The organism is Alloyangia pacifica, assembly GCF_900116195.1.
Taxonomy (GTDB): Bacteria; Pseudomonadota; Alphaproteobacteria; order Rhodobacterales; family Rhodobacteraceae; genus Salipiger; species Salipiger pacificus.
Genome location: NZ_FOZW01000001.1, coordinates 164,535 through 188,191, shown reverse-complemented (window position 1 = coordinate 188,191; position 23,657 = coordinate 164,535). Strand labels below are relative to the sequence as shown.

Below are 23,657 nucleotides of genomic sequence, written 5' to 3'. Positions count from 1 at the left end.
CCGCCTCTCTCTCGCCGCTTCTTCTCTTTCCAAATACGCACGGCCCGGCGCCTGCCGGAGACGCAACGCCGCTCAGGCCTCCGGCATCGGCCAGGCCGGGTAAAACTCCTGCGTGTAGAGCATCGCGTCCATGCCCGGCAATGACCGCAGGAAGGCTTCCCGCGCGGTGATCCGCCCGTACCACGCCTCGAGCCGCGCCAGCCCCTCGGTGGCGCGGAAGTGCCGCCCGATATAGACCGCCTGCCCGACCGCGATGTCCACCGCCGAGAACCCCTGCAGCAGGTGCTCGCCGCTCTGCGCCAGCCGCGCCTCGATCGCCTCGTAGCACTTGCCTAGCCGCGCCGCCTCCAGCTGCATGATGACCGGCGAGCGCATGCTGTCCTCGCGCAGCATCAGGTGCTGCTGTGTGAGCGCGGCGCAGTGGTGGCTCATGGTCTCGGCGAAATGCAGCCAGACGAGGTAATCGCGCCGCTCGGCATCCCCCCGCGCCCGACCAAATCCCTTCTCCGGGTAGAGCTCGCAGAGGTATTCCAGGATGGCGCCCGACTCGAACATGGTCTCGCCGCCGATCTCCAGCGCCGGCACCCGGCCCGCGGGTGAGCGCGCCAGATAGTCCTGGCGTCGCAGCGACCTGTCGAACGTCTCCGTGACCAGCTCGTAGGGCAGCCCCAGCTCCTCCAACAGCCACAGCACCCGCATCGAGCGCGACTGCGGCACGTGGTGGAGCCGGATCATGCCTCCTCCTCCTCCAGCCGGATCAGCGCCGCGCCGGCCTCGACCTGCGCACCCGCCTCGACCAGCACCTCGGCGACGATGCCGTCGCGCGCGGCCCGCAGCGTGTGCTCCATCTTCATCGCCTCGAGCAGCGCCAGCCGGTCGCCCGCGGCGACCTGCGCCCCCGGCTCGGCAAAGACCGCCACCACCTTGCCCGGCATCGGCGCCTCGACGAGATTGCCGCCCGCACCCGCCTCGGCGGCGCGGTCCAGCGGCTCGACGAGATCGAAGCGCAGCCCGTGGTGGGCAAAGACCGTGACATGGCCGTCCTCGCGGAAATGCCCGGCGGCGGGCCGCCCGTCGAAGCCCCAGCGCCCCTGCGCGCGCGCCGCCAGCACCGTCGCCCCCGGCACGTCGATCTCGACAAGGTCCGGCCCCTTCACCCGCAGCACGCAGGGCAGCTCCGCAGCACCCCGGCGCAGCAGCACCGAGCGCGCGAGCGGCGCCCAGAGGCTGAAGCCCACCTCCCAGCCCGCGGTGCCGTCGAGCCCCGCCAGCACCAGCGCCGCCTCGGCCACCACCTGCGGCGCCAGCTCCGGCACCGAGACCAGCGCACCCAGGTCGCGGCCGATCAGCCCGGTGTCGACCTCGCCCGCGGCAAAGCCCGCATGCTCCGCCAATGCGCCGAGGAAGCCGAGGTTGGTCACCGTGCCCGCCACCCGCGTATGCCGCAACCCCTGCGCCAGCCGGCGCAGCGCCACGGCGCGGGTCGGCCCGTGCACGATCAGCTTGGCAATCATCGGATCGTAGTGCGGCGAGATCACGTCGCCCGAGCGCACGCCGCTGTCGGCCCGCACATCCGCGGGAAACTCCAGATGCGCCAGCCGCCCGGTCGCGGGCAGGAAGCCCGCCGGCACATCCTCGGCATAGAGCCGCGCCTCGAAGGCATGGCCGGTGATCGTCAGCTCCTCCTGCGCCAGCGGCAGCGGCTCGCCGCCCGCCACGCGCAGCTGCCATTCGACGAGGTCGACACCGGTGATCATCTCGGTGACCGGGTGCTCGACCTGCAGGCGGGTGTTCATCTCCATGAACCAGAACCCGTCGGGCCGCAGCCCGTTCGAGCCGTCGACGATGAACTCCACCGTGCCCGCGCCCTTGTAGCCGATGGCCTCGGCGGCACGGACCGCCGCCGCGCCCATCGCGGCGCGCATCTCCTCGCCCATGCCCGGCGCGGGCGCCTCCTCGATCACCTTCTGGTGCCGCCGCTGCAACGAGCAGTCGCGTTCGAAAAGGTGCACGGCCCTCTCGCCATCGCCGAACACCTGCACCTCGATGTGCCTCGGCGCGGTGATGAACTTCTCGATCAGCACCGCCTCGTTGCCGAAGGCACCGCGCGCCTCGGCCTTGGCCCCCTCGAGCGCCGCCGGGAAGTCCGCCGCCGTCTCGACCAGCCGCATGCCCTTGCCGCCGCCGCCCGCGACGGCCTTGATCAGCACCGGGTAGCCGATCGCCTCGGCCTCGCGCGCCAGCCGCGCCGGATCCTGATCCTCGCCGAGATATCCCGGCACCACCGGCACACCCGCCGCGTCCATCAACCGCTTGGCCGCATCCTTGAGACCCATGGCGCGGATCGCCGAGGCCGAGGGCCCGACGAAGATCAGCCCAGCCGCCTCCACCGCCTCGACGAACTCCGGGTTCTCCGACAGGAAGCCGTAGCCCGGATGGATCGCCCCTGCGCCGGTCGCCAGCGCCGCCTCGATGATCCGCTCGCCCTTGAGGTAGCTCTCCGAAGGCGCCGCGCCGCCGATGCAGACGGCCAGATCGGCCTCCGCCACGTGCCGCGCGCCGGCGTCCGCTTCGGAATAGACTGCCACGGTCCGCAGCCCCAGCGCCCGCGCGCTGCGCATCACCCGGCAGGCGATCTCGCCCCGGTTGGCCACCAGCAGAGTGTCAAACATCGCGCCCTCCAAGCCCGTCCCGGCTTCCACATGGTAAAAATATCCCGGGGGTGTCGCCGCAGGCGACGGGGGCAGAGCCCCCTCCTTCCCGACGTGCGGACCCATGGTCCGCGGCGGCAGAGCCCCCTTCTTCCCAGCTTGCGGGCCCGTGCCCCATGGGGACAGCGCCGCAGGTCTCCAGCACGACGCCCATCACATGCGGAACACGCCGAAGCGTGTCTCCTCGACCGGGGCGTTCAGCGCCGCGCTCAGCGACAGCGCCAGCACGGCGCGCGACTTGCGCGGATCGACGCAGCCGTCGTCCCAGAGACGGGCCGAGGCATAGAGCGGATGCGACTGCTCCTCGAACATGTCGATGGTCGGCTGCTTGAAAGCGGTCTCTTCCGCCTCCGACCAGCTGCCGCCCGCGCGTTCGATGGCGTCGCGCTTGACCGTCGCCAGCACCCCCGCCGCCTGCGCGCCGCCCATCACCGAGATACGGCTGTTGGGCCAGCTCCAGAGGAAGCGCGGCTGGTAGGCCCGCCCCGCCATGCCGTAGTTGCCCGCCCCGAAGGATCCGCCGACGAGCATTGTGATCTTCGGCACGTTGGTGGTCGCCACGGCGGTGACCATCTTGGCGCCATGCCGGGCGATGCCCTCGTTCTCGTACTTCCGACCGACCATGAAGCCGGTGATGTTCTGCAGGAAGACCAGCGGGATGCCGCGCTGCGAGCAGAGCTCGACGAAATGCGCGCCCTTCTGCGCGGCCTCGGAGAAAAGCACGCCGTTGTTGGCGATGATTCCCACCGGGCAGCCCTCGACATGAGCAAAGCCGGTGACCAGCGTCTCGCCATAGCGCGGTTTGAATTCGTCGAAGCGCGAGCCGTCGACCAGCCGGGCGATGACCTCGCGGATGTCATAGGGGGTGCGCAGATCGGCCGGCACCACGCCGAGGATCTCCTCGGGATCATAGGCCGGGGCCTCGGGCGACTGCCATTCGACTCCCGCCGGTTTCACCCGGTTGAGCCCGCCCACCGCGCGCCGCGCCAGCGCCAGCGCGTGGGCGTCATCCTCGGCGAGGTAATCCGCCACACCCGAAAGCCGCGTATGCACGTCGCCGCCGCCGAGGTCTTCGGCCGTCACCACCTCGCCCGTCGCCGCCTTCACCAGCGGCGGGCCTGCAAGGAAGATCGTGCCCTGCTCCTTCACGATGATCGTCACGTCGGACATGGCGGGCACATAGGCGCCGCCCGCCGTGCAGGAGCCCATCACCACCGCGATCTGCGGAATGTTCTTGGCGCTCATCCGCGCCTGATTGTAGAAGATGCGCCCGAAGTGGTCGCGGTCGGGGAAGACCTCATCCTGGTTGGGCAGGTTCGCCCCGCCGCTGTCGACGAGGTAGACGCAGGGCAGATGGTTCTCTTCGGCGATCTCCTGAGCGCGCAGGTGCTTTTTCACGGTCAGAGGGTAGTAGGTGCCGCCCTTCACCGTGGCGTCGTTGCAGACCACCATGACCTCGCGGCCCATGACCCGGCCGATGCCGGCAATGACCCCGGCGCAGGGCGCCGCGCCGTCGTACATGCCGTGCGCCGCGGTGGCGCCGATCTCGAGGAAGGGCGTGCCCGGATCGAGCAGGTTGGCGACGCGCTCGCGGGGCAGCATCTTGCCGCGCGAGACATGGCGCTCGCGAGCTTGCTGCCCGCCGCCGGCGGCCGCCTGCGCGGCGGCCTCATCAATGACCCGCAGCGCCTCGAGATGGCCTGCTCGGTTGGCCTTGAACGTCTCAGAGGACGGTATGGCCTGTGACTGCAGTTTCATGTGTCCTCCTGAACCCTTGCGCGCTCTGCCTCATGTTCGGCCTCAGCCGTGGCACGGGCCTTCAGCTCCTTGCGGATCACCTTGCCGGTGACCGTCATAGGCAGCGCCTCAAGAAATGATATTTCCCTTGGACAGGAATAGGTTGCCAACCTTTCTTTCACCCAAGACTTCAACGTGTCCGCATCCGCCTCGACGCCATCCTTAAGGACCACGTAGGCCTTGACGATCTCGGTGCGGAGCGGATCGGGCTTGCCGACCACGCCGACGGTCAGCACCGCCGGATGGGTAATAAGGCAATCCTCGATCTCCGCCGGGCCGATGCGATATCCGGCCGAGGAGATCACATCATCCTCGCGTCCGAGGAAGCGCAGATAGTCGTCTTCCCAGATGCCGCGATCACCGGTGAGCAGCCACTCGCCGCGGAACTTCTCGGCCGTGGCCTGAGGGTTTCTCCAGTATTCCAAGAGCATAGATCCGGAGCCCCGACGGATCGCGACGTCGCCTTCGGCGTCCGTGGGTGCACCCGTATCGTCGATCACCGCGATCTCATGGCCGGGCACCGGCTTGCCGATGCAGCCCGGGCGCGGATCGAAGAGAGAGCCCGCGGAGCTCGCCACCATGTTGCATTCGGTCTGGCCGTAGAACTCGTTGATCGTGAGGCCGAACGCCGCGCGGCCCCAGGCCAGCATCTCCGCGCCGAGCGGCTCGCCACCGCTGGCCATCGAGCGCAGGTTCGGAATGCGCGTGTCTGCCGCCTTGAGCATCCGCAAGGCCGTAGGCGGAAAAAACACATTCCGCACAGAGTGTTCCGCGCATATATTCGCGCACTCCATAACATCGAATTTGGCCATGCGCGCGGCCACCACGGGGACACCGAGTGCCAGCGCAGGCATGGCCACGTCGAAGAGCCCGCCGATCCACGCCCAGTCCGCCGGGGTCCAGAGCACGTCGCCCGGCTGGCCAAGACGGTCGTGGCTCATCTCGACACCCGGCAGGTGGCCCATGAGCACCCGATGCCCGTGCAGCGCACCCTTGGGCTTGCCGGTGGTGCCACTGGTGTAGATGAGGATCGCCGGGTCCTCGGGGCCGGTGTCCGCGATCGGGCTGACCGAGGGCTCCGCTGACAGCTCGGAAATCACCTCCAGATGGAAAGGCGCCAGCATCCCGGCCCCCTCGCCGTCGGTGACCACCACCTTCGCCCCGCTGTCGCCGAGGCGCGAGCGCAGCGCGTCCTCGCGGAAGAGTTTGAACAGCGGTACGGAAATGGCCCCCATCCGCCAGGCGGCGATATGCGCCGCCGCGCAGAGCGGCGATTGCGAGAGCAGAACGCCCACCCGGTCACCGCGCGCCACGCCGCGCGCCTCCAGCGCCGCCTGCACCCGCCGCGACAGCAACGCCAGCGCGCCATAGGTCACGGGCCCGCGTCCATGATCGAGAATAGCGACCCGCTCGGGCTCCAGCCCTGCCCAGTCGTCGCAGACCTGCGCCGCCATGTTCAGCCGCTGCGGAAAACGCCAGTCAAAGCGCGCCCGCATGTCGTGGTAGGTGCCCTCGGGCAGCATAGGTCTCATGTCTGCGGCCCCCTCCTGACCCGCGCGTGAAGGATACGCCCCAGCCGGTCCATCTCGTAGACATGCGCCAGATCCTCCCGCGCGCAGGTCACCTCGATCCAGACCGGCGCCTCCGCGGGGCGCCCCGTGCAATCGCTTATCTCCGCCCCCTCCGGGCCGGTCTCGACATAGAGCGTGGCGGCGGCCTCGATGGCCTCGGTTTCCGTCAGCTCCGCCGCCTGCATCCCGGCCCGGTAGGCCGCCAGCGCCACCAGCGCGAGAAGCGCCAGCGCGGGGGCATACCAGAGCGACCGGGACAGCATCTTCAGCTCATCGCGTTCATCAACTCGCGGCCCACCAGCATGCGGCGGATCTCCGACGTTCCCGCGCCGATCTCCATCAGCTTGGCATCTCGGAACAGCCGCGCCACCGGCGCATCCGCGAGGAAGCCCGCCCCGCCCATCGCCTGCACCGCCTGATGCGCCTGCACCATCGCCTGTTCCGAGGCGTAGAGGCAGCAGGCCGCGGCGTCCTGACGCGTGACATCGCCGCGGTCGCAGGCCTTGGCGACCTCGTAGACATAGGCACGGGCCGAGTTCATCGCCGTGTACATGTCGGCGATCTTGCCCTGCATGAGCTGGAAGTTCCCGATCGGCTGGCCGAACTGCTTGCGCTCGGCCATGTAGGGCATGATCTCGTCAAGGCAGGCGGCCATGATGCCGGTGCCGATGCCCGCGAGCACCACGCGCTCGTAGTCGAGCCCCGACATCAGCACGCGCACGCCCTTGCCCTCTTCGCCGAGGATGTTCTCGAAGGGCACTTCCACGTCGTCGAAAATCAGTTCGGCGGTGTTCGAGCCGCGCATCCCGAGCTTGTCGAAATGCGGCGAGGTCGAGAAACCGGTCATGCTCTTCTCGATGAGGAAGGCGGTGATGCCCTTCGACCCGGCCTCGGGGTCGGTCTTGGCGTAAACCACCAGCGTATCAGCGTCCGGCCCGTTGGTGATCCAGTACTTGTTGCCGTTGAGGATGAAGCGGTCGTTCTTCTTCTCGGCGCGCAGCTTCATACTGACCACGTCGGAGCCCGCGTTCGGCTCTGACATCGCGAGCGCGCCGACATGCTCGCCGGAAATCAGCCCGGGCAGGTATTTCGCCTTTTGCTCAGGCGAGCCGTTCAGCTTGATCTGATTGACGCAGAGGTTGGAGTGCGCGCCGTAGGACAGCGAAACCGAAGCAGAGGCGCGGGCGATCTCCTCGACCGCCACCACATGCGCCAGATAGCCCATGCCCGCGCCGCCGAACTCCTCAGGCACGGTGATGCCCAAGAGACCGAGCTCACCCATCTCGCGCCACAGCTCGTTGGGGAACGCATTGTCCCGGTCGACCTGCGCCGCCATCGGCTTGACCCGTTCCTGCGCCCAGCGATGCACCATCTCGCGCAGCGCACCTACGTCTTCACCCAGATCAAAGGTCATGACCGCATTGAACATCCAAACCGCCCCTCCCCTGGCAGTTATTGAACAGTTGTTCATATCTAAGCGCGCAGCCCGCCGGACGTCAACAGCAAAGGCATGTCACCCTGCCGTGACCGCGAGGAACGGCCGGGCGGCGCGAGCGTTGAGCCGCTGACAGACAGAAAAGGAGAGACGACATGCCCAAGGATCACATGACCGACCTCAAGCACGATTTCTGGAAACAGCTGAAGGACGTGCGCGCCGGCCTGCTGGCGGCGGACGGCGAGCGCCCGGTGCCGATGGCGCCCCACGCCGACAAGGAGGAAAACGCGATCTGGTTCATCACCGCCAAGGGCTCGGCGGCTGCCCGCGCCGCCAAGAGCGGCGGCGAGGTGAGCTTCCACATCGCCGACCCCAAGGCGCATCTATATGCCAACGTCTTCGGTACCGCCGAGCTGACGAACGACGACAAGAAGCTCGACGAGATCTGGAGCGTCGTGGCCGGTGCCTGGTTCAAGGACGGGCGCGACGACGACTCGGTCCAGCTGGTCAAGATGACCCCCAAGGAGGGCGAGGTCTGGGTCAGCAACGGCGGCGCCAGCTTCCTCTACGAGATCGCCAAGGCGCAAATGACGGATGACACGCCCGACGTGGGCGAGCATGGTCGGGTGGTATTCTGATCGCCATCCGGAGACTCGCCATGAAACCCGCCCTCCTCGCCCTGCTGTGCCTGCTGCCCTCGGTGACGCTCGCGGAGCAGGTCGGCGAGGTGGGCGTGGACTGGGTCGGCAATGACATCGAGATCGACGCCATTGCCGACCCCAAGGTGCAGGGAGTGACCTGCCACATCGCTTATTTCGACCGCGGCATTCTCGACCGGCTGTCCAAGGGCAACTGGTTCGAGGATCCGTCGAACGCCTCGATCTCCTGCCGCCAGACCGGACCGATCGTGATCGGCGACATCGACCGGGACAAGGACGGCGAAGATGTGTTCCGCACCTCGCGCTCGATCATCCTCAAGTCCCTGCGCGTGAAACGCATCTACGACGAGAGCAACCAGACCTTGATCTACCTCGCGCATGCCGCCGAACTGACCGAAGGCTCTGCCAAAGTGTCGATGTCGACCGTGCCGCTCTACGGCACAGAGGTTACCTGGTCCGAGAACTGAGCGCTCAGGCAACCTGCGTGGCGTCGTAGCCGTAAATCCAGTCGAACTGCCCCAGCATGCGATCCGGTGCCATGCGCCCGAGCATGCCCATGCCGAAATGCGCGACGCCGCGCACCAGCGGGTTCTTCAGATGGTATTTCCAGGCGTTGCCGTTGGCCGCCTCTACCACCTTCACACAGCGCGCGCGGCGCAGCTCCTGGTAGCGCGCCAGTGCGGCATCTCGGTCATCGATGGAGGACAGGCAGGCGGCCAGCACCCAGGCATCCTCCAGCGCCATGTTTGCACCCTGCGCCATGAAGGGCAGCGTGGGATGCGCCGCGTCGCCGAGGATCGCGACGCCCTCGCCATGCCAGCGCCGCGCCACCGGGTGGCGGAACAGACCCCAGAGACCCGGACGGTCCACCGCCGCCAGAAGCTGCGGCACATCGCCTCCGAAACCTGCGAAAGCCGCGCGCAGGTTGGCCGGATCATCGAAATGCGACCAGCCCTCCTCGGTCCAGTTGCGGCGCTCCTCGACCGCAACGAGGTTGACCATCTGACCGCCGCGCAGCGGGTAGCTCACCACATGCCGCCCCGGCCCCATGTGAACCCGCGCTTCCGGCGGCTGGCCGACGAGATTGGGCACCACGGCCCGCCATGCGACCTGCCCGGTGAAGAAAGGCGCGATCACGCCGTTGAGCGCGCCGCGCAGCACCGAGTGCAGCCCGTCGGCGCCGATCACCAGCTCGGCCGAACAGGAGTCGCCGTTGGCCATCTCCAGCCGCACCGGTGCGCCCGGGTGCACGGCAGCCACCTTCTGCAACAGCCGCACCTGCACCCCCGCATCTCGCGCCGCCTGCGACAGCAGCCCGATCAGGTCGGCACGATGCACGAAATGATATTCGTCGCCCTCGGGCAGACGACCCAGATCGAGCCGCAGCACCTCGGTCCCCCGGCGGTGGTCGCGCAGCGAGACCGCTTGCGCCCGGCAGGCCCCGGCGCGCAGACCGTCCGCCAGCCCGAGCGCTGCGAGCACCCTCAGGCCATTGGGGCTGATCTGCAGCCCTGCGCCGACCTCCGAGATCGCCTCGGCCTGCTCCAGCACGCGCACCTCGAAGCCACGCGCACGCAGCGCGAGCGCCGCGGCAAAGCCGCCGATGCCGCCTCCGATGATCGTGACTGACTTGCCCGGCACCCCGCCGCTCCCGCTAAAGGCGAAAAATGAAAACGCCGGAGCCAATGGCCCCGGCGTCCTGTCTTGTCAAGCCTTTGCGGCCCGGCCTTGGCCGGATCGCCCCGGGCTCAGTCGTCGCGATGCACCTTCTCGCGGCGCTCGTGACGCTCCTGCGCCTCGAGGCTCATGGTGGCGATCGGACGCGCGTCCAGCCGCTTGAGGCTGATCGGCTCCCCGGTCACTTCGCAATAGCCGTACTCGCCCTGCTCGATCCGGCGCAGCGCCGAGTCGATCTTGGCCACCAGCTTTCGCTGACGGTCGCGGGTACGCAATTCGAGTGCGCGGTCGGTCTCTTCGCTGGCACGGTCTGTCACGTCGGGAATGTTCCGGGTGGCTTCCTGCAGCGCCTCGATCGTATCGCGGCTCTCGGCGAGAATGTCGTTTTTCCATGCGAGCAGCTTGCGGCGGAAGTACTCCGTCTGACGCTCGTTCATGAAAGGTTCGTCTTCGGCCGGACGGTAATCGTCGGGCAGAAAAGTCTCGGGCTTCATTTCTGCTCCCTCTTCAAAACCGGTGTCCGGCGAGGAAATCCTGACCGGAACCGGCACCCCTTGCGAGGCTGCTGTTATCCCACCCACCCCCCGATGTCACTACACAATGGGATAGGCTGCGAACGAATCTTCGGCAGGTGCCTCTTTTGTAACCACCGCATGACAGAGCCCTGCGCGAGTGCCCTGAAAGCCCGCTTGAAGCGGGCTTTGCGGCCCTCTATCCCTTCAGGGAGCGCAGCGAGGAGGACCCGATGACCAAGCCCGAGATCCTGAACTTCCAAGGGACCGAGGCCTATGTGGCCACCGAGGATCTGACCATGGCGGTCAACGCCGCGATCACCCTCGAGCGCCCGCTTCTGGTCAAGGGCGAGCCCGGCACCGGCAAGACCGAACTGGCGCGGCAGGTGTCGCAGGCGCTCGGCCTGCCGATGATCGAATGGTCGATCAAGTCGACCACCCGCGCCCAGCAGGGGCTCTACGAGTACGACGCCGTCAGCCGGCTGCGCGACAGCCAGCTCGGCGAGGAGCGCGTGCACGACGTCGGCAACTACATCCGCCGCGGCAAGCTCTGGCAGGCCTTCGATGCCCCGGGCAAGGTGGTGCTGCTGATCGACGAGATCGACAAGGCCGACATCGAGTTTCCCAACGACCTGCTGCAGGAACTCGACCGCATGGAGTTCCACGTCTACGAGACCGGCGAGACCGTCCGCGCCCGCCAGCGCCCGATCGTCATCATCACCTCGAACAACGAGAAGGAACTGCCCGACGCCTTCCTGCGCCGCTGCTTCTTCCACTACATCCGCTTCCCCGACGAAGAGACCCTGCGCCGCATCGTCGAGGTGCACCACCCGGGCATCAAGCCCGCCCTGCTCACCGAGGCGCTGACCCAGTTCTACGAGCTGCGCGAGCAGCCTGGGCTGAAGAAGAAGCCCTCGACCTCCGAAGTGCTGGACTGGCTGAAGCTGTTGCTGGCGGAGGACCTCGACGCCGCCGACCTGCGGCGCGATGGTGCCGACGCGCTGCCGAAACTGCACGGCGCGCTGCTGAAGAACGAGCAGGACGTGCATCTCTTCGAACGTCTGGCCTTCATGGCCCGGCGGCAGCGCTGAGTCCCTGCCGCTGCCGAAGACTCTGCGGAAGATTCATGCAGTTCCGCCCCTTCAAACGTCACGATTCCGTGTCCCCGGAGCCTCAGAACCGGCCGAAACTGCCGTTTTTACGGCCAAAACTCCCTATAGATTGACCTTTCCCGCCTGATTCCGGTACAAGCCCGCATCATGGCTGCCCTCGGGCGGCTTTTTCGGGCCATCCGGGCCCTTCCTCAGACGCGCGGGCCACGTTTCAGAGTCCGCATTGCATCGGACCTACATGACCAAGTTTACCGACCTGAACCTGAACCCCAAGGTGCTGAAAGCCATCGAAGAGGCGGGCTACGAGACGCCCACCCCGATCCAGGCCGGCGCCATCCCCCCCGCGCTCGAGGGCCGCGACGTGCTGGGCATCGCCCAGACCGGCACCGGCAAGACCGCGTCCTTCACGCTGCCGATGATCACCCTGCTGGCGCGTGGCCGCGCCCGGGCACGGATGCCGCGCAGCCTGGTGCTCTGCCCGACGCGCGAGCTCGCAGCGCAGGTCGCCGAGAATTTCGACGTCTACACCAAGCACCTGAAGCTGACCAAGGCGCTGCTGATCGGCGGCGTCTCGTTCAAGGAGCAGGAGCAGCTGATCGACAAGGGCGTGGACGTGCTGATCGCCACCCCGGGCCGCCTGCTGGACCATTTCGAGCGCGGCAAGCTGCTGCTCACCGGCGTGCAGATCATGGTGGTCGACGAGGCCGACCGCATGCTCGACATGGGCTTCATCCCTGACATCGAGCGGATCTTCTCGCTGACCCCCTTCACCCGTCAGACACTGTTCTTCTCGGCCACCATGGCCCCGGAGATCGAGCGCATCACCAACACCTTCCTCTCGGCCCCCGAGCGGATCGAGGTCGCGCGCCAGGCCACCGCCTCCGAGACCATCGAGCAGGGCGCGGTCTTCTACAAGGCGTCGCGCAAGGACCGCGAAGGCTCCGAGAAGCGCAACGTGCTGCGTGCGCTGATCGACAAGGAAGGCGATGCCTGCACCAACGCGATCATCTTCTGCAACCGCAAGGTCGACGTGGACATCGTCGCCAAGTCGCTGAAGAAATACGGCTACAACGCCGCGCCGATCCACGGCGACCTCGACCAGTCGCAGCGCATGAAGACGCTCGACGGCTTCCGCGACGGCTCGCTCCGCCTGCTGATCGCCTCGGATGTGGCCGCGCGCGGCCTCGACGTGCCCTCGGTCAGCCACGTGTTCAACTTCGATGTGCCCAGCCACGCCGAAGACTATGTGCACCGCATCGGCCGCACCGGCCGCGCCGGGCGCCAGGGCAAGGCCTTCACCATCGTCGTGCCGAAGGATGAAAAGAACTTCGATGCCATCGAGGCGCTGATCCAGAAGGAAATCCCGCGCATCGACCCGCCGCTCCGCGGCACCCCGGTCTCGGACTCGCCGATCGAACAGGACGAGGAAAAGCCCGTCAAGCGCAGCCGCTCGCGCTCGCGCCGCTCCGAGCGCAGCGATGCCACCCCCAAGGCCGACGCCGCACCCAAGGCAGAGGTCGTCACCGAAACGCCCGTCGCCGCGCCCGCGCCCGAGGTTGCCGAAAAGCCCGAGCGCGCGCCGCGCCACTCCGACAAGCCGCGCGGCCGCGGCCGCAAGGGCGAGCGCGAGAACACCGTGGTGGGCATGGGCGATCACATGCCCGAGTTCATTGCCCTCAGCTTCGAGCAGCGCCGCGCCAGCTGAGGCCGGTACAGCCCGACACGACAATCGGACACGAAAGAGCCGCCCCTCGGGGCGGCTTTTTTCATGCGCAGTTCGCTTATCCCGCGCCGCCGCTGCCCGCGCGCAACGGCCTGCCTCCGGCGGGGATATTTGGCCCATGTGGAAGATCAGACGCCGCCCTCCTTCCATATGTCGCAAATATCCCGGGGAGCGCGAGGGGCTGGCCCCTCGCCTTGCAGCGCTGCCACCGCGCGCCGCCCCATGTGCGAGGGCCCCTGTGCGCGGACCATGTGCAAAGGGCGCTCCCCTTTTCCGGAAGCGCCCTTCGACATGCTGACAGTCCTGCGCCGGTTCAGGCCAGGGTCGCGTCCATGGTGATCTCGGCATTGAGCAGCTTGGAGATCGGGCAACCGGCCTTGGCCTTGTTCGCCGCCTCGAGGAAGGTCTCCTCGCTGGCGCCGGGGATCACGGCGGTCATCTTGAGGTGGCTCTTGGTCACCGCGAAGCCGCCATCGACCTGCTCCAGCGTCACCGTGGCGACCGTGGAGATGTCCTCGGCCTTGAGGTCATAGTCGCCGAGGATATTGCTCAGCGCCATCGAGAAGCAGCTGGCATGGGCCGCGGCGATCAGCTCCTCGGGGTTGGTGCCCGCCTCGTCGCCGAAGCGCTTGTTGAAGCCGTAGTTCTGCTTGTCCAGCACGCCGGACTCGGTCGAGACGGTGCCCGTCCCATCCTTCAGCCCGCCCTGCCAGTTCGCCGATCCGCTCTTGTTGATCATCTCTTGGGTCTCCTCTTTCTGCCCGCGCGGGGCTCTGATCGCGAACCTAGCACAGCACGGCGCAAGGTCACGCCTGTCGGAAAAACTTCATGGGGCGGCGCCGGTCGGACGGTCGCTATGACCAAGGTCGCGCTCCGGGGCGATGACGTCGCGCAGGCGCTGCTTGATCACCTTGGGCTCGGGAAAACCGCCGTCGCGCTTGCGCTCCCATAGCAGAACACCGTCCACCGAGATCTCGTAGACCCCGCCGTAGCCGGGCACCAAGGTCACCCCGCCAAGGTCCTGCCCGAAGGTCTGCAGCAGCTCCTGCGCCATCCATCCGGCACGCAGGAGCCAGTTGCAGCCGGTGCAATAGGTGATCGAGACCTGCGGCTTCGGCGGTTCGGGCGTGTCGGTCATCGGTCCCTCCTCAGAGCGGCAGCGCGTTGGTGTTCTTGATCTCTTCCATCGAGAGCAGCGCCGTCACGTTGTAGACCTTCACCTCGGAGATGAGCGCCTGGTAGAAGACGTCATAGGCGCGGGCATTCTTCACCCGCACCTTGAGGATGTAGTCGATCTCGCCCGCGAGGCGATGCGCCTCCATCACCTCGGGCCGCTCGCGCAGGGCTTTGAGGAATTTCGCCTGCCAGCCGGCCTCGTGCTCAGACGTGCGGATCAGCACGAAGAAACAGGCCTCGAAGCCCAGCTTCTCGGGATCGGGGATCACCACCTGCGGACCGATGATCCCGGCCTCGCGCATCTTGCGGATGCGATTCCACACCGGGGTCTTGGACGACCCGACGGCACGAGCGATCTCGTCCAGCGAACGACCCGCGTCCTCCTGCAGTTCCAGAAGGATTTTCCGGTCGGTCTCGTCGATAGACATGGCTGTTCCGCCCTTTCGCCTGCATTGGAACGTCTGCACCATCCTTAACCACAGGACGGAACGCATGTCCTTATATTTCGGCTCCCCTAGCCGCAAGGGGGGACAAAATTCTATATTGAGCGGCAACGAACCCCCTCCCGGAGTGTATCCCGATGCCGAAGCCCTTCACGCCCAAGGTCGTCACCGCCAACGCGCTGATCGAAGGCGACGTGATCTATCTCGCAGCCGATGACAGCTGGGTGCGCGATCTCTCCAAGGCCGAGGTGATCACCGACGAGGCCATCGCGCAGATCCGCCTTCTGGACGCGCAGGCGCGCCCCGCCGAGACGGTCGGTGTCTACCTCGCGGACGTCAAGCTGGGTGCCAAGGGCGCCGAGCCGACCCACTTCCGCGAGGATTTCCGCCGCACCGGCCCCTCGAACTATTTCCACGGCAAGCAGGCCGAAGCCGACGCCTGATCCGGCGCCCTTCCCCACGCAGCGACCAGGCCAGACGCAGGAGACCCAGATGTACCGCTATACCGAGTTCGACACCGCCTTCATCCAGGAACGCAACCGCCAGTTCCGGGCCCAGGTCGAGCGCCGCATCGCCGGCAACCTCACCGAAGACGAGTTCAAGCCGCTGCGCCTGATGAACGGGCTCTACCTGCAGCTGCACGCCTACATGCTGCGCGTGGCGATCCCCTATGGCACCCTGTCGAGCGCGCAGATGCGCCAGCTCGCGCTGCTGGCCGAGAAGTGGGACAAGGGCTACGGCCATTTCACCACCCGCCAGAACATCCAGTACAACTGGCCGAAGCTTTCGGATGTGCCGGACATGCTCGACGCGCTGGCCGAGGTGAACCTGCACGCCATCCAGACCTCGGGCAACACCATCCGCAACGTGACCGCGGACCATTTCGCCGGTGCCGCAGCCGACGAGATCGCCGACCCGCGTCCGGTGGCCGAGCTGCTGCGCCAGTGGTCGACCGACCACCCCGAGTTCCAGTTCCTGCCGCGCAAGTTCAAGATCGCCGTCACCGGCGCGCCGAACGACCGTGCGGTGATCAAGGCGCATGACATCGGCATCGAGATCGTCGAGCAAGGCGGCAAGCAGGGCTACCGCGTGCTCGTCGGTGGCGGCCTCGGCCGCACCCCGATGATCGGCAAGGTTCTGTCGGACTTCGTGGCGCAGGAAGACCTGCTGCCCTTCGTCGAGGCCACCGTCTCGGTCTGGAACCTGCTCGGCCGCCGCGACAACAAGTACAAGGCGCGTATCAAGATCACCGTGCATGAGCATGGCATCGAGGAAATCCAGCGCCTCGTCACCGAGCGCTTCGCCGAGACCAAGGCGGCCTTCAACGGCGCCGACCTCGATCTCTTCGCCGAGATCAAGGAGAGCTTCGGCGCGCCCGCCTTCCGCAATGCGCCCGAGGATGACTTTGCCGCGAGCTACGAGGCCGATCCGGTGTTCCGCTCCTGGGCCGACACCAACCTCGCCGAGCACAAGGCGCCGGGCTATGCCATCGTGCAGGTCTCGCTGAAGGCACATGGCCAGACCCCGGGCGACGCCTCTGCCGACCAGATGCGCGTGCTGGCCGATCTCGCCGAGCGTTTCGGCCATGACGAGCTGCGCATCTCGCACGAGCAGAACGTGATCCTGCCGCACGTCCACAAGTCGGACCTGCCGCAACTGCACCAGATCCTGAAGGCGCACGGGCTTGCCACCGCCAACATCGGCAAGATCTCCGACATTATCGCCTGCCCCGGCATGGACTACTGCGCGCTGGCCACGGCCCGCTCGATCCCGATCGCCACGCAGATCGCGACGCGCTTCGACGAGCTCAAAACCGAGCATGAGATCGGCGATCTGAAGATCAAGATCTCGGGCTGCATCAACGCCTGCGGCCACCACCACGTGGGCCATATCGGCATCCTCGGGCTGGATCGCGGCGGCGTCGAGACCTACCAGATCACCCTCGGCGGCGATGCCACCGAGACCGCCGCGCTCGGCGAGCGCACCGGTCCGGGCTTCTCCTACGAGGAGATCGTGCCCGCCATCGAGCGGCTGGTCGATGCCTACGTCGCGAACCGCGAGAGCGCCGACGAGACCTTCCTGCAGGCCTATCGTCGGCTCGGCATGGCGCCCTTCAAGGAAGCGCTCTACGAGACCGAGAAGAAGAACGCCGAGGCAGCCTGAGGCGATGACCCTCCAACTCCCTCCCAACACGCCCGAGACAGGCGCGAAGGCTCTGCTGCCCGACGAGCTGGCAGAGCTGCGCGCCCGGGTCGACGCGCTCAATGCGCGCTACCGGCACCACGGCGCGACCGCGGTGCTGGAGGGGGCCCTGCGGGATCCCGAGGCGGGGCGCATCGCCATGGTCTCGTCCTTCGGGGCGGAATCGGTGGCGCTGCTGCACCTCGTGGCGGTGGTGGACCGGACGACTCCGGTGCTCTTCATCGACACGCGGCTGCTGTTCGCCGAGACGCTCGAGTACCAGCTCGAGGTCTCCGAGCGGCTGCGCCTGTCGGACGTGCGGATCATCCGCACCGACGAGGCGCTGCTGCAGTCCCGCGACCCCTACGGCGCACTGCGTTTTTCCGATCAGGACGCTTGCTGCGCGCTGCGCAAGACCTTCCCGCTGGAGCAGGCCCTTGGGGGCTTCGACGGCTGGATCACTGGACGCAAGCGTTACCAGTCGAAGACCCGGGCAAGCCTCGAGTTTTTCGAGCTCGAAGAGGAAACCGGGCGCATCAAGGTGAACCCGATGGCGCATTGGGCGCCCGAGGACATCGGCGCCTACATGGACGAGAACCGCCTGCCCCGGCACCCGCTGGTGGCGCAGGGCTACCCGTCGATCGGCTGCGCGCCCTGCACCAGCAAGGTCGCGCCCGGAGAGGACCCCCGCGCCGGACGCTGGCGCGGCGAAGACAAGGTTGAATGCGGCATCCATTTCGTGAATGGCCAGGCCGTGAGAGAAGGACAGAGCCAATGACCGTCATCGTGACCGACGAGGGCTTCGGCCCCGACACCTGGGAAGCTCAGGACGCCCCCGTGCTGGACCTGCCCTCCGACACCGACCCGGCCTCGCTGGAAGTGCCGCACAATGCCGTGCACGTACGCATCGCCTTCCCCAGCTTCGCCGACGGGCGCGGTTTCACCCTCGCACGCCTGTTGCGCCTTCGCGGCTACACCGGCACGCTGCGCGCCGCAGGCCACGTGATCTCGGACCAATACGCCATGGCCCGCCGCTCGGGCTTTGACGAGATCGAGATCTCCGACGAACTGGCCGCCCGCCAGCCCGAGGACGAGTGGAAATTCCGCGCCAACTGGCAGAAGCACGACTACCAGTCGCGGGTGCGCGGCTAAGACGCCTTTCCCCTGACCTGCATCGAAGATATAGCCAAGGGACCGGCCCCGCGCCGGCGAGAGACATCATGACAGAGATGAAACCCGTGAACGAAGCCACCGCAGCGAAAGCCGATGCGCCGAAGAAGATGGTGCTTCCCGACGCCCAGACGATCACCTACGTGAAGCACTGGACCGACCGGCTGTTCTCCTTCCGCGTCACCCGCCCCGCCAGCCTGCGCTTCCGTTCGGGCGAGTTCGTGATGATCGGCCTGATGGGCGATCCGGACCCCAAGACCGGCAAGCAGAAGCCGCTGCTGCGCGCCTATTCCATCGCCTCGCCCTCCTGGGACGAGGAGCTGGAGTTCTACTCGATCAAGGTGCAGGACGGCCCGCTCACCTCGAAGCTGCAGCACATCCAGCCCGGCGACGAGCTGATCCTGCGGCCCAAGCCAGTCGGCACGCTGGTGCATGACGCGCTGCTGCCCGGCAAGCGCCTGTGGTTCTTCGCCACCGGCACCGGCTTCGCGCCCTTCGCCTCGCTGCTGCGCGAGCCGCAGACCTACGAGGATTACGACGAGGTGATCATCACCCATACCTGCCGCGAGGCAGGCGAGCTGGAGTATGGCGCCGCGCTGATCGAGAGCCTGAAGACCGACGAGCTGCTGAACGAGCTGATCGGCGAGGGGTTCTGGAAAAAGATCAAGTACTACCCGACGACCACCCGCGAAGAGAGCCCGAAGATGGGCCGCATCACCGACCTGATGCGCTCGGGCGAGGCCTTTGCCGATCTCGGCGTGGCGCCGCTGAACCCCGAGACCGACCGCGCGATGATCTGCGGCAACCTTGCCTTCAACCTCGAGCTCAAGCAGATGTTCGAGGACTACGGGCTCGAAGAGGGCGCCAACTCGGATCCCAAGCACTACGTGGTGGAGAAGGCCTTCCTCGACTGAGGAGCGCCCTGCCCCAGGCAGCGATGCGACAACGAAAAAGCCCCGGCACCGCCGGGGCTTTTGGCTTTGTTGTGGCGGCAATCCTCAGCCCCGGGTCGATCCCCGGCTCAATCCCCGAGGCTCAGCATGGAGGCGCGCGGCGCATGCGACGGAGCCAGCGCGATCAGCAGCAGCACCACGTAGAAGGTCAGCAGGCTCAGCGCCGTGTAGATCGACATGGCCTCGACGAACGGAAGGGCCAGCGGTGCGCCGAGATGGAAATCATGCACCACGATGACCGACAGAATTCCGGTCAGCCCCGTCACGGCCGTCAGCATCGGCGCCTCGAAACCACGCAGGCGGGCGCTGCAGAGGCTCGCCAGACCGAAGGCCGCGATCAGCAGCCCGGTGATGGTGCCCGGCGACATGCGGTCCGTCGGGGCACGGGTCTCGACAAAGACGTCCAGCCCCGTGCCGTGCAGCGGGATGACGATGGAGTTGGTGAGCGCGACGGCGGCAGCAAGCCCCGCGCAGGTGATCACAGCCCCGCGCATCCGATCCGGCCGCAGATAGAACGCGGCCCCCGAGAACAGCAGCGCGACGCTGATCGCCGTGCTCGGGACCATGGCAGCGCGATCGGCGCTGCCCCGGACCAGAAGCTCCAGCCCGAAAAACCACCCGGACAGAACGCAGCCGACAAAGCACAGCGCGCCCAACGTCAGAATGATCGGCACCCGGCGATGCAGCAGTTCCGCCCTAAAATTTCCCATGGCCCGGCTCTCCCTAAATGGCTCCCTCGATACGCGTAGGGGACATTAGCGCGAACGGATCGAGACCGCGCCGAAAAATCTCGGCGCGGGCACGAATTTTCGTTTCAGCGCGCGCGATGCTCAGAGGCCGAGCCGTTCGCGCGCCTCTTCGAGCACCGGGGCCAGTTGTTCGGGCGCGTCGCGCACCGAAGCCAGTGCCGATTTCGTCGCCTCCTTGGCCGCAAAGCCAAGGTCGGACTGTTCGATATAGGTCACTGCCTTGTCGTAGTCGAAGCCGTCCACGGTAAAGAGCTCGCGCAGCTGCGCCTCGGACATCTCCGCCACGTCGGCGGCCGTATCGCCGGCGTTCTCCAGCGCCGCCCCGGTCGAACTCTGGGCGCTGTCCATCGCGCTGTCTGCCGACGCCATGGCGCTATCCGCGGCATCGCGAAGTTCATCCCCCGCGTCGGAGGCTGCCTCGCTGCCCGCGTCCATCACCTCCTTTGCGGCGTCCGACACGGTGTCCGCCGCGCCCTGCACGGTCTCCGCGGCCTTGTCGGCTGCCTCGGAAATCGCATCCATGGCATTCCCTGCTGCCTCGCCGGCACTGTCCATGGCCTCTCGGCCCGCCGCGGCGGCCTCGTCCGCCGCCTGCTCGAGCGCGTCCCCGGCGCTCTCGGCGGCGTCCTCGGCCCCTGCGCCGGCGGCGTCCATGCTCTCTTCCACGGTGCCGGTCTCCGGCTCGCCGACGGGAATGCCGCCATCCTCGCCCCCGCGCATGCCAAGCAGCAAGAAGCCCAACAGCACGATGGCCACGACGATCAGAATCGGTTTTCTCATCTCGGATCCCTCCAGTCTCGCGTGAGTGTCGCGTCGGTGTGAGATAGGCACCCAGAGTGCCACGATCATCCGGCCCTGGGGTCATCGGCGGGCAAACGCGCGCGGGATGAGCGGGTTGAGGCCCGCCGGGCCATGGTTTCGGCCAATTGTCGCTTGAAACACCTCGCCCGCAGCACTACTTTGCGCGCCTACGAGACACGGCAACAAAGGACGAAAACCATAGCTCGCAGACCTCACAACGCGCCCCCGACGCGCGACACCGGCCCCCGCGTCAACGATCGCATCCGGGCTCCTGAAATCCGCCTGATCGGCGCCGAAGGTGAAAACCTCGGTGTTCAGACGCCTGCGCGCGCGCTGGAGATGGCAGAGGAAGCGGGGCTCGATCTGGTCGAGATCTCGCCCAACGCCAAGCCGCCCGTCTGCAAGATCATGGACTTCGGCAAGTTCAAGTACGAACAGCAGAAGCGTGAGAGCGAAGCGCGGAAGAAGCAGAAGACCATCGAGGTCAAGGAAGTCAAGTTCCGCCCCGGCACCGACACGCACGACTACGACGTCAAGATGCGCAACGTGCTGAAGTTCCTCGAAGGCGGCGACAAGGTGAAGATCACCCTGCGCTTCCGGGGCCGCGAGATGGCACACCAGAACCTCGGCCGCGAGCTGCTCGAGCGCGTCTCCGAGGACGTCAAGGAAGTGGGCAAGGTCGAGAACATGCCCAAGATGGAAGGCCGCCAGATGGTCATGATGATCGGTCCGATCACCAAGTAAGCGCCATCCGAGGATCCCCTCCGGGGATCCGCCGAGGGAAAACCCGCCGCGCTGCCGCCGGCGGGTTTTGCTTTTGGTGGCACCTCCATTGTCAGCAGCGCCTCTCGTCGGCGTTGGAGGGGGCGCTGCCCCCGTCCGCCTGCGGCGGCCTCCCCCGGGATACTTTGACCATGTGGAAGCTGCCGGGTGGAAACTGCCAGCGCGTCCTACGCCTCGCGCGGGCGCGGACGCGAGGGCGGCTCCTTGAGCAGGCCGCCAACGCCCATCGCCGCGATTTCGGCCGGGGCGACCTCGAGGCCGCAGATCAGCCGCTCGAGCACCCAGTCGGCCCCATTGATCGCCGGAGACCGGGCGCAGCCCGGCAGGCCGATCACCGGGCGGGCACCGAGGTATCCGTAGAACAGCAGGTTGCCGGGATCGACCGGCATGCCGAAATGGCTGACCTCACCGCCCGCCGCGCGCAGCGCCTCGGGAGCGACGTCGTGCAGGTCCGAGGTGGCCGAGCCGGTGAGGATGAGGAGGATGTCACCCGGTGCCGCGCGGATCGCTTCGGCCAGCGCCTCGGTTCGGTGCGGGACCAGCACGCGCGGCCCGAGCGCGGTGCCGAAGCGGTCGAGGCGCGCCCGGGTGGCGCGCCGGCCCTTGTCTCCGGGATCGGAGCCCACATCGGTCTCGATCAGCGTGGCGGTCTTCGCCACCGGCACGTGCAGACGCAGCGCACCGCCGCGCGCAGCGGCGCAGGCGGCCTCCAGCGCCGCCTCGGGCACCGCGTAGGAGATGATCTTGACCGTCGCAACCATGGCGCGCGGCGCGCAGCGCTGCCAGGGGCGCAGCGTCGCCACGGTGATCATCGGGTGCACCGCGTTGACGGCATTGATACGTGCCGCGTCCACCTCCAGCACGCCGGGTCCGAGTGCGTGCAGGTTGACCCGGCCCGTGGTCGCCGGGCCGATGCGCAGCTGCGCGCCGGCGGGATCGGGCAGCAGCGCCTCGGCCAGCCGCTGCGCCGCCCGGTCCTCCGGCACGTCGCCGGCCCCGAGCCGCGCAACGACGACCTCGACGAGGCCTGCCTCGCGCAGCTTCGCGAGATCCGCGCCGGTCAGCACGTGGCCCTTCTTCAGCTTCGCGTCGGCCAGCGCCACGGAATGCGCCAGCACCGCGCCCTCGGCCTCGGCCAGCGCCACGGAGCCGAATTTCATGCGCCCTTCCTCAGCACCCGGGTCATCTCGGCGAGGATCGACACGGCGATCTCTGCTGGGCCCGAGGCGCCGATGTCGAGCCCGATGGGACCGTGGATCAGCGCGATCTCGGCCTCGGTGAAGCCCGCCTCCGAAAGCCGCGCCACGCGCTTTGCATGGGTACGCGTGGAGCCGAGCGCGCCGATGTAGAACACCTTCGAGCGCAGCGCGGCCTCGATGGCCGGGTCGTCGAGCTTGGGATCATGGGTCAGCAGCACAAGCGCGGTGCGGGTGTCGAGGCCCAGTTTCGTCACCGCCTCGTCGGGCCAGTCGTCGAGGATGGTCTCACCGGGAAAGCGCGCCTCGGAGCCGAAGGCCCCGCGCGGGTCGATCAGCACCGGATCGTAGCCGGCGATGCGCGCCATGGGCAGCAGCGCCTGGGCGATATGCACGGCGCCGACCACCAGCAGCCGCAACGGCGGATTGTGGATCGCGACGAAGGTCCGGCTCTCCGGGGCGAAGCCCGAACGGTCCATGCGGAAGGCCGTCTCGTGCCCGTCGTAGGCAAGCGCGCGCGCCTGGCTGTCGAGGTCGACAAGGTAAGCCACCGGGGTGCGGGCGGCGCGGGCCTCGCAGAGCTCGGCGAGCAGCGCTTCGGGCAACGCCGAGCCCACCGGTTCGACCAGCACGCGGATGGTGCCGCCGCAGGCCAGGCCGACGGCGAAGGCATCATCGTCCGAGACGCCGAATTCCAGCTCGCGGGACTTGCCCTCGTCCAGCGCCTCAAGCGCCTCGGTGATCACCGCCCCCTCGACGCAGCCACCGGAGACCGAGCCTTCGATCTCGCCGTCGCCGGAGATGGCGAGCTGCGCGCCGGTGCGGCGCGGGGCGGAGCCCCAGGTCTGGATCACCGTGGCCAGCGCGGCCCTGCGGCCGGCGCGGTGCCAGGCGAGCGCGGTTTCGGGGATGGCGTCGAAGTCGCGGATGCTCGCGGCTTTCGGATCGGTCGTGCTGTCGGTCATGACAAACGCTCCTCCGCGTCTGGGTTGCGGCCTGGGGCAGTGG

Annotated in this window: 25 protein-coding genes; 10 read left to right on the top strand and 15 right to left on the bottom strand. The window is 67.6% G+C overall.

The annotated features are described in order from the left end of the window. Positions 1-72 precede the first annotated feature (72 nt). The 6 genes from BM397_RS00910 to BM397_RS00885 form a co-directional block, all read right to left on the bottom strand. Positions 73-735 carry a glutathione S-transferase family protein gene (locus BM397_RS00910; RefSeq protein ID WP_092426477.1) on the bottom strand — a complete coding sequence of 221 codons (663 nt, stop codon included), beginning with the start codon at positions 733-735 and terminating at the stop codon, positions 73-75. Next, positions 732-2,672 (bottom strand): acetyl/propionyl/methylcrotonyl-CoA carboxylase subunit alpha, encoded by a 1,941-nt coding sequence (locus BM397_RS00905; RefSeq protein WP_092426480.1) that lies wholly within the window; start codon positions 2,670-2,672, stop codon positions 732-734. Before BM397_RS00905 ends, BM397_RS00910 begins: the two co-directional genes overlap by 4 nt. Positions 2,673-2,864: 192 nt before the next feature. After that, positions 2,865-4,469 (bottom strand): carboxyl transferase domain-containing protein, encoded by a 1,605-nt coding sequence (locus BM397_RS00900; RefSeq protein ID WP_092426483.1) that lies wholly within the window; start codon positions 4,467-4,469, stop codon positions 2,865-2,867. Continuing rightward, the gene (locus BM397_RS00895; RefSeq protein WP_425425947.1) at positions 4,466-6,040 is read right to left on the bottom strand and encodes an AMP-binding protein; all 1,575 of its coding nucleotides are present in this window, start codon (positions 6,038-6,040) and stop codon (positions 4,466-4,468) included. Before BM397_RS00895 ends, BM397_RS00900 begins: the two co-directional genes overlap by 4 nt. Beyond that, on the bottom strand, positions 6,037-6,342 hold the full coding sequence (locus tag BM397_RS00890; RefSeq protein WP_092426489.1) for a hypothetical protein: 306 nt from the start codon (positions 6,340-6,342) through the stop codon (positions 6,037-6,039). The genes BM397_RS00895 and BM397_RS00890 overlap by 4 nt, the downstream gene beginning before the upstream one ends. Before the next feature lie 2 nt (positions 6,343-6,344). Beyond that, a complete protein-coding gene (locus BM397_RS00885; protein ID WP_092426491.1) occupies positions 6,345-7,508 on the bottom strand; it encodes an isovaleryl-CoA dehydrogenase in 1,164 nt (387 codons plus the stop codon). A 161-nt stretch (positions 7,509-7,669) separates the two neighbouring features. On the opposite strand from BM397_RS00885, the gene BM397_RS00880 reads away from it, so the two are divergent. Together BM397_RS00880 and BM397_RS00875 are read left to right on the top strand one after the other, a co-directional pair. After that, positions 7,670-8,152, top strand: coding sequence for a pyridoxamine 5'-phosphate oxidase family protein (locus BM397_RS00880; RefSeq protein ID WP_245696117.1), 483 nt, complete (start codon positions 7,670-7,672; stop codon positions 8,150-8,152). A gap of 20 nt (positions 8,153-8,172) precedes the next feature. Then, positions 8,173-8,640, top strand: coding sequence for a CreA family protein (locus tag BM397_RS00875; RefSeq protein WP_092426494.1), 468 nt, complete (start codon positions 8,173-8,175; stop codon positions 8,638-8,640). A gap of 4 nt (positions 8,641-8,644) precedes the next feature. On the opposite strand, the gene BM397_RS00870 is transcribed toward BM397_RS00875, so the two are convergent. Further along, on the bottom strand, positions 8,645-9,814 hold the full coding sequence (locus BM397_RS00870; RefSeq protein ID WP_092426496.1) for an FAD-dependent monooxygenase: 1,170 nt from the start codon (positions 9,812-9,814) through the stop codon (positions 8,645-8,647). A 107-nt stretch (positions 9,815-9,921) separates the two neighbouring features. Further along, positions 9,922-10,344 carry an RNA polymerase-binding protein DksA gene (gene dksA, locus BM397_RS00865; RefSeq protein WP_092426498.1) on the bottom strand — a complete coding sequence of 141 codons (423 nt, stop codon included), beginning with the start codon at positions 10,342-10,344 and terminating at the stop codon, positions 9,922-9,924. 269 nt (positions 10,345-10,613) lie between these two features. On the opposite strand from dksA, the gene BM397_RS00860 reads away from it, so the two are divergent. Together BM397_RS00860 and BM397_RS00855 are read left to right on the top strand one after the other, a co-directional pair. Next, entirely contained in the window at positions 10,614-11,453 is an 840-nt protein-coding gene (locus BM397_RS00860) for an AAA family ATPase (RefSeq protein ID WP_092426815.1), read from the top strand. Between the two features lie 259 nt (positions 11,454-11,712). After that, on the top strand, positions 11,713-13,179 hold the full coding sequence (locus tag BM397_RS00855) for a DEAD/DEAH box helicase (RefSeq protein WP_092426817.1): 1,467 nt from the start codon (positions 11,713-11,715) through the stop codon (positions 13,177-13,179). A gap of 331 nt (positions 13,180-13,510) precedes the next feature. On the opposite strand, the gene BM397_RS00850 is transcribed toward BM397_RS00855, so the two are convergent. The 3 genes from BM397_RS00850 to BM397_RS00840 all read right to left on the bottom strand — a co-directional run bounded on the left by BM397_RS00850 (position 13,511) and on the right by BM397_RS00840 (position 14,801). Beyond that, positions 13,511-13,936: an OsmC family protein gene (locus BM397_RS00850; protein WP_092426500.1), complete on the bottom strand. Its 426-nt coding sequence runs from the start codon at positions 13,934-13,936 to the stop codon at positions 13,511-13,513. Positions 13,937-14,023: 87 nt separating this feature from the next. Next, on the bottom strand, positions 14,024-14,335 hold the full coding sequence (locus tag BM397_RS00845; RefSeq protein WP_092426503.1) for an Rdx family protein: 312 nt from the start codon (positions 14,333-14,335) through the stop codon (positions 14,024-14,026). Positions 14,336-14,345: 10 nt separating this feature from the next. Further along, positions 14,346-14,801 carry an Lrp/AsnC family transcriptional regulator gene (locus BM397_RS00840; RefSeq protein WP_092426505.1) on the bottom strand — a complete coding sequence of 152 codons (456 nt, stop codon included), beginning with the start codon at positions 14,799-14,801 and terminating at the stop codon, positions 14,346-14,348. A gap of 152 nt (positions 14,802-14,953) precedes the next feature. Here BM397_RS00840 and BM397_RS00835 point away from each other — a divergent pair, with 152 nt between their 5' ends. The 5 genes from BM397_RS00835 to BM397_RS00815 all read left to right on the top strand — a co-directional run bounded on the left by BM397_RS00835 (position 14,954) and on the right by BM397_RS00815 (position 19,081). Beyond that, positions 14,954-15,259 (top strand): DUF2849 domain-containing protein, encoded by a 306-nt coding sequence (locus tag BM397_RS00835; protein ID WP_092426507.1) that lies wholly within the window; start codon positions 14,954-14,956, stop codon positions 15,257-15,259. A gap of 49 nt (positions 15,260-15,308) precedes the next feature. Then, on the top strand, positions 15,309-16,979 hold the full coding sequence (locus tag BM397_RS00830; protein WP_092426509.1) for a nitrite/sulfite reductase: 1,671 nt from the start codon (positions 15,309-15,311) through the stop codon (positions 16,977-16,979). Positions 16,980-16,983: 4 nt separating this feature from the next. Then, on the top strand, positions 16,984-17,775 hold the full coding sequence (locus BM397_RS00825; RefSeq protein ID WP_092426511.1) for a phosphoadenylyl-sulfate reductase: 792 nt from the start codon (positions 16,984-16,986) through the stop codon (positions 17,773-17,775). Then, positions 17,772-18,149, top strand: coding sequence for a DUF934 domain-containing protein (locus tag BM397_RS00820; protein WP_092426513.1), 378 nt, complete (start codon positions 17,772-17,774; stop codon positions 18,147-18,149). Before BM397_RS00825 ends, BM397_RS00820 begins: the two co-directional genes overlap by 4 nt. Before the next feature lie 77 nt (positions 18,150-18,226). Beyond that, on the top strand, positions 18,227-19,081 hold the full coding sequence (locus tag BM397_RS00815) for a ferredoxin--NADP reductase (RefSeq protein ID WP_281241961.1): 855 nt from the start codon (positions 18,227-18,229) through the stop codon (positions 19,079-19,081). A gap of 107 nt (positions 19,082-19,188) precedes the next feature. On the opposite strand, the gene BM397_RS00810 is transcribed toward BM397_RS00815, so the two are convergent. Together BM397_RS00810 and BM397_RS00805 are read right to left on the bottom strand one after the other, a co-directional pair. Continuing rightward, positions 19,189-19,830, bottom strand: a complete 642-nt coding sequence (locus BM397_RS00810) for a hypothetical protein (RefSeq protein WP_092426517.1) — start codon at positions 19,828-19,830, stop codon at positions 19,189-19,191. A 120-nt stretch (positions 19,831-19,950) separates the two neighbouring features. Next, positions 19,951-20,649, bottom strand: a complete 699-nt coding sequence (locus BM397_RS00805) for a hypothetical protein (protein WP_092426519.1) — start codon at positions 20,647-20,649, stop codon at positions 19,951-19,953. A 132-nt stretch (positions 20,650-20,781) separates the two neighbouring features. Here BM397_RS00805 and infC point away from each other — a divergent pair, with 132 nt between their 5' ends. Continuing rightward, entirely contained in the window at positions 20,782-21,414 is a 633-nt protein-coding gene (gene infC / locus BM397_RS00800) for a translation initiation factor IF-3 (RefSeq protein ID WP_425425948.1), read from the top strand. Between the two features lie 206 nt (positions 21,415-21,620). Here infC and BM397_RS00795 read toward each other — a convergent pair whose 3' ends face one another. After that, positions 21,621-22,613 carry a molybdopterin-binding protein gene (locus tag BM397_RS00795; RefSeq protein WP_092426522.1) on the bottom strand — a complete coding sequence of 331 codons (993 nt, stop codon included), beginning with the start codon at positions 22,611-22,613 and terminating at the stop codon, positions 21,621-21,623. Continuing rightward, the gene (locus tag BM397_RS00790; RefSeq protein ID WP_092426524.1) at positions 22,610-23,614 is read right to left on the bottom strand and encodes an XdhC family protein; all 1,005 of its coding nucleotides are present in this window, start codon (positions 23,612-23,614) and stop codon (positions 22,610-22,612) included. Before BM397_RS00790 ends, BM397_RS00795 begins: the two co-directional genes overlap by 4 nt. Between the last annotated feature and the right edge of the window lie 43 nt (positions 23,615-23,657).

Bases quoted from the DNA above. Each gene is read 5' to 3' on its own strand.
- BM397_RS00875 (WP_092426494.1), top strand. From the start codon at position 8,173: ATGAAACCCGCCCTCCTCGCCCTGCTGTGCCTGCTGCCCTCGGTGACG.
- BM397_RS00835 (WP_092426507.1), top strand. From the start codon at position 14,954: ATGCCGAAGCCCTTCACGCCCAAGGTCGTCACCGCCAACGCGCTGATC.
- BM397_RS00910 (WP_092426477.1), bottom strand. From the start codon at position 735: ATGATCCGGCTCCACCACGTGCCGCAGTCGCGCTCGATGCGGGTGCTG.
- BM397_RS00855 (WP_092426817.1), top strand. From the start codon at position 11,713: ATGACCAAGTTTACCGACCTGAACCTGAACCCCAAGGTGCTGAAAGCC.
- BM397_RS00795 (WP_092426522.1), bottom strand. From the start codon at position 22,613: ATGAAATTCGGCTCCGTGGCGCTGGCCGAGGCCGAGGGCGCGGTGCTG.
- BM397_RS00890 (WP_092426489.1), bottom strand. From the start codon at position 6,342: ATGCTGTCCCGGTCGCTCTGGTATGCCCCCGCGCTGGCGCTTCTCGCG.
- BM397_RS00815 (WP_281241961.1), top strand. From the start codon at position 18,227: ATGAAACCCGTGAACGAAGCCACCGCAGCGAAAGCCGATGCGCCGAAG.
- BM397_RS00825 (WP_092426511.1), top strand. From the start codon at position 16,984: ATGACCCTCCAACTCCCTCCCAACACGCCCGAGACAGGCGCGAAGGCT.
- BM397_RS00790 (WP_092426524.1), bottom strand. From the start codon at position 23,614: ATGACCGACAGCACGACCGATCCGAAAGCCGCGAGCATCCGCGACTTC.
- BM397_RS00805 (WP_092426519.1), bottom strand. From the start codon at position 20,649: ATGAGAAAACCGATTCTGATCGTCGTGGCCATCGTGCTGTTGGGCTTC.
- BM397_RS00885 (WP_092426491.1), bottom strand. From the start codon at position 7,508: ATGTTCAATGCGGTCATGACCTTTGATCTGGGTGAAGACGTAGGTGCG.
- BM397_RS00905 (WP_092426480.1), bottom strand. From the start codon at position 2,672: ATGTTTGACACTCTGCTGGTGGCCAACCGGGGCGAGATCGCCTGCCGG.
- BM397_RS00850 (WP_092426500.1), bottom strand. From the start codon at position 13,936: ATGATCAACAAGAGCGGATCGGCGAACTGGCAGGGCGGGCTGAAGGAT.
- BM397_RS00845 (WP_092426503.1), bottom strand. From the start codon at position 14,335: ATGACCGACACGCCCGAACCGCCGAAGCCGCAGGTCTCGATCACCTAT.
- dksA (WP_092426498.1), bottom strand. From the start codon at position 10,344: ATGAAGCCCGAGACTTTTCTGCCCGACGATTACCGTCCGGCCGAAGAC.
- BM397_RS00900 (WP_092426483.1), bottom strand. From the start codon at position 4,469: ATGAAACTGCAGTCACAGGCCATACCGTCCTCTGAGACGTTCAAGGCC.
- BM397_RS00810 (WP_092426517.1), bottom strand. From the start codon at position 19,830: ATGGGAAATTTTAGGGCGGAACTGCTGCATCGCCGGGTGCCGATCATT.
- BM397_RS00880 (WP_245696117.1), top strand. From the start codon at position 7,670: ATGCCCAAGGATCACATGACCGACCTCAAGCACGATTTCTGGAAACAG.
- BM397_RS00820 (WP_092426513.1), top strand. From the start codon at position 17,772: ATGACCGTCATCGTGACCGACGAGGGCTTCGGCCCCGACACCTGGGAA.
- BM397_RS00895 (WP_425425947.1), bottom strand. From the start codon at position 6,040: ATGAGACCTATGCTGCCCGAGGGCACCTACCACGACATGCGGGCGCGC.
- BM397_RS00830 (WP_092426509.1), top strand. From the start codon at position 15,309: ATGTACCGCTATACCGAGTTCGACACCGCCTTCATCCAGGAACGCAAC.
- BM397_RS00840 (WP_092426505.1), bottom strand. From the start codon at position 14,801: ATGTCTATCGACGAGACCGACCGGAAAATCCTTCTGGAACTGCAGGAG.
- infC (WP_425425948.1), top strand. From the start codon at position 20,782: ATGGTTTCGGCCAATTGTCGCTTGAAACACCTCGCCCGCAGCACTACT.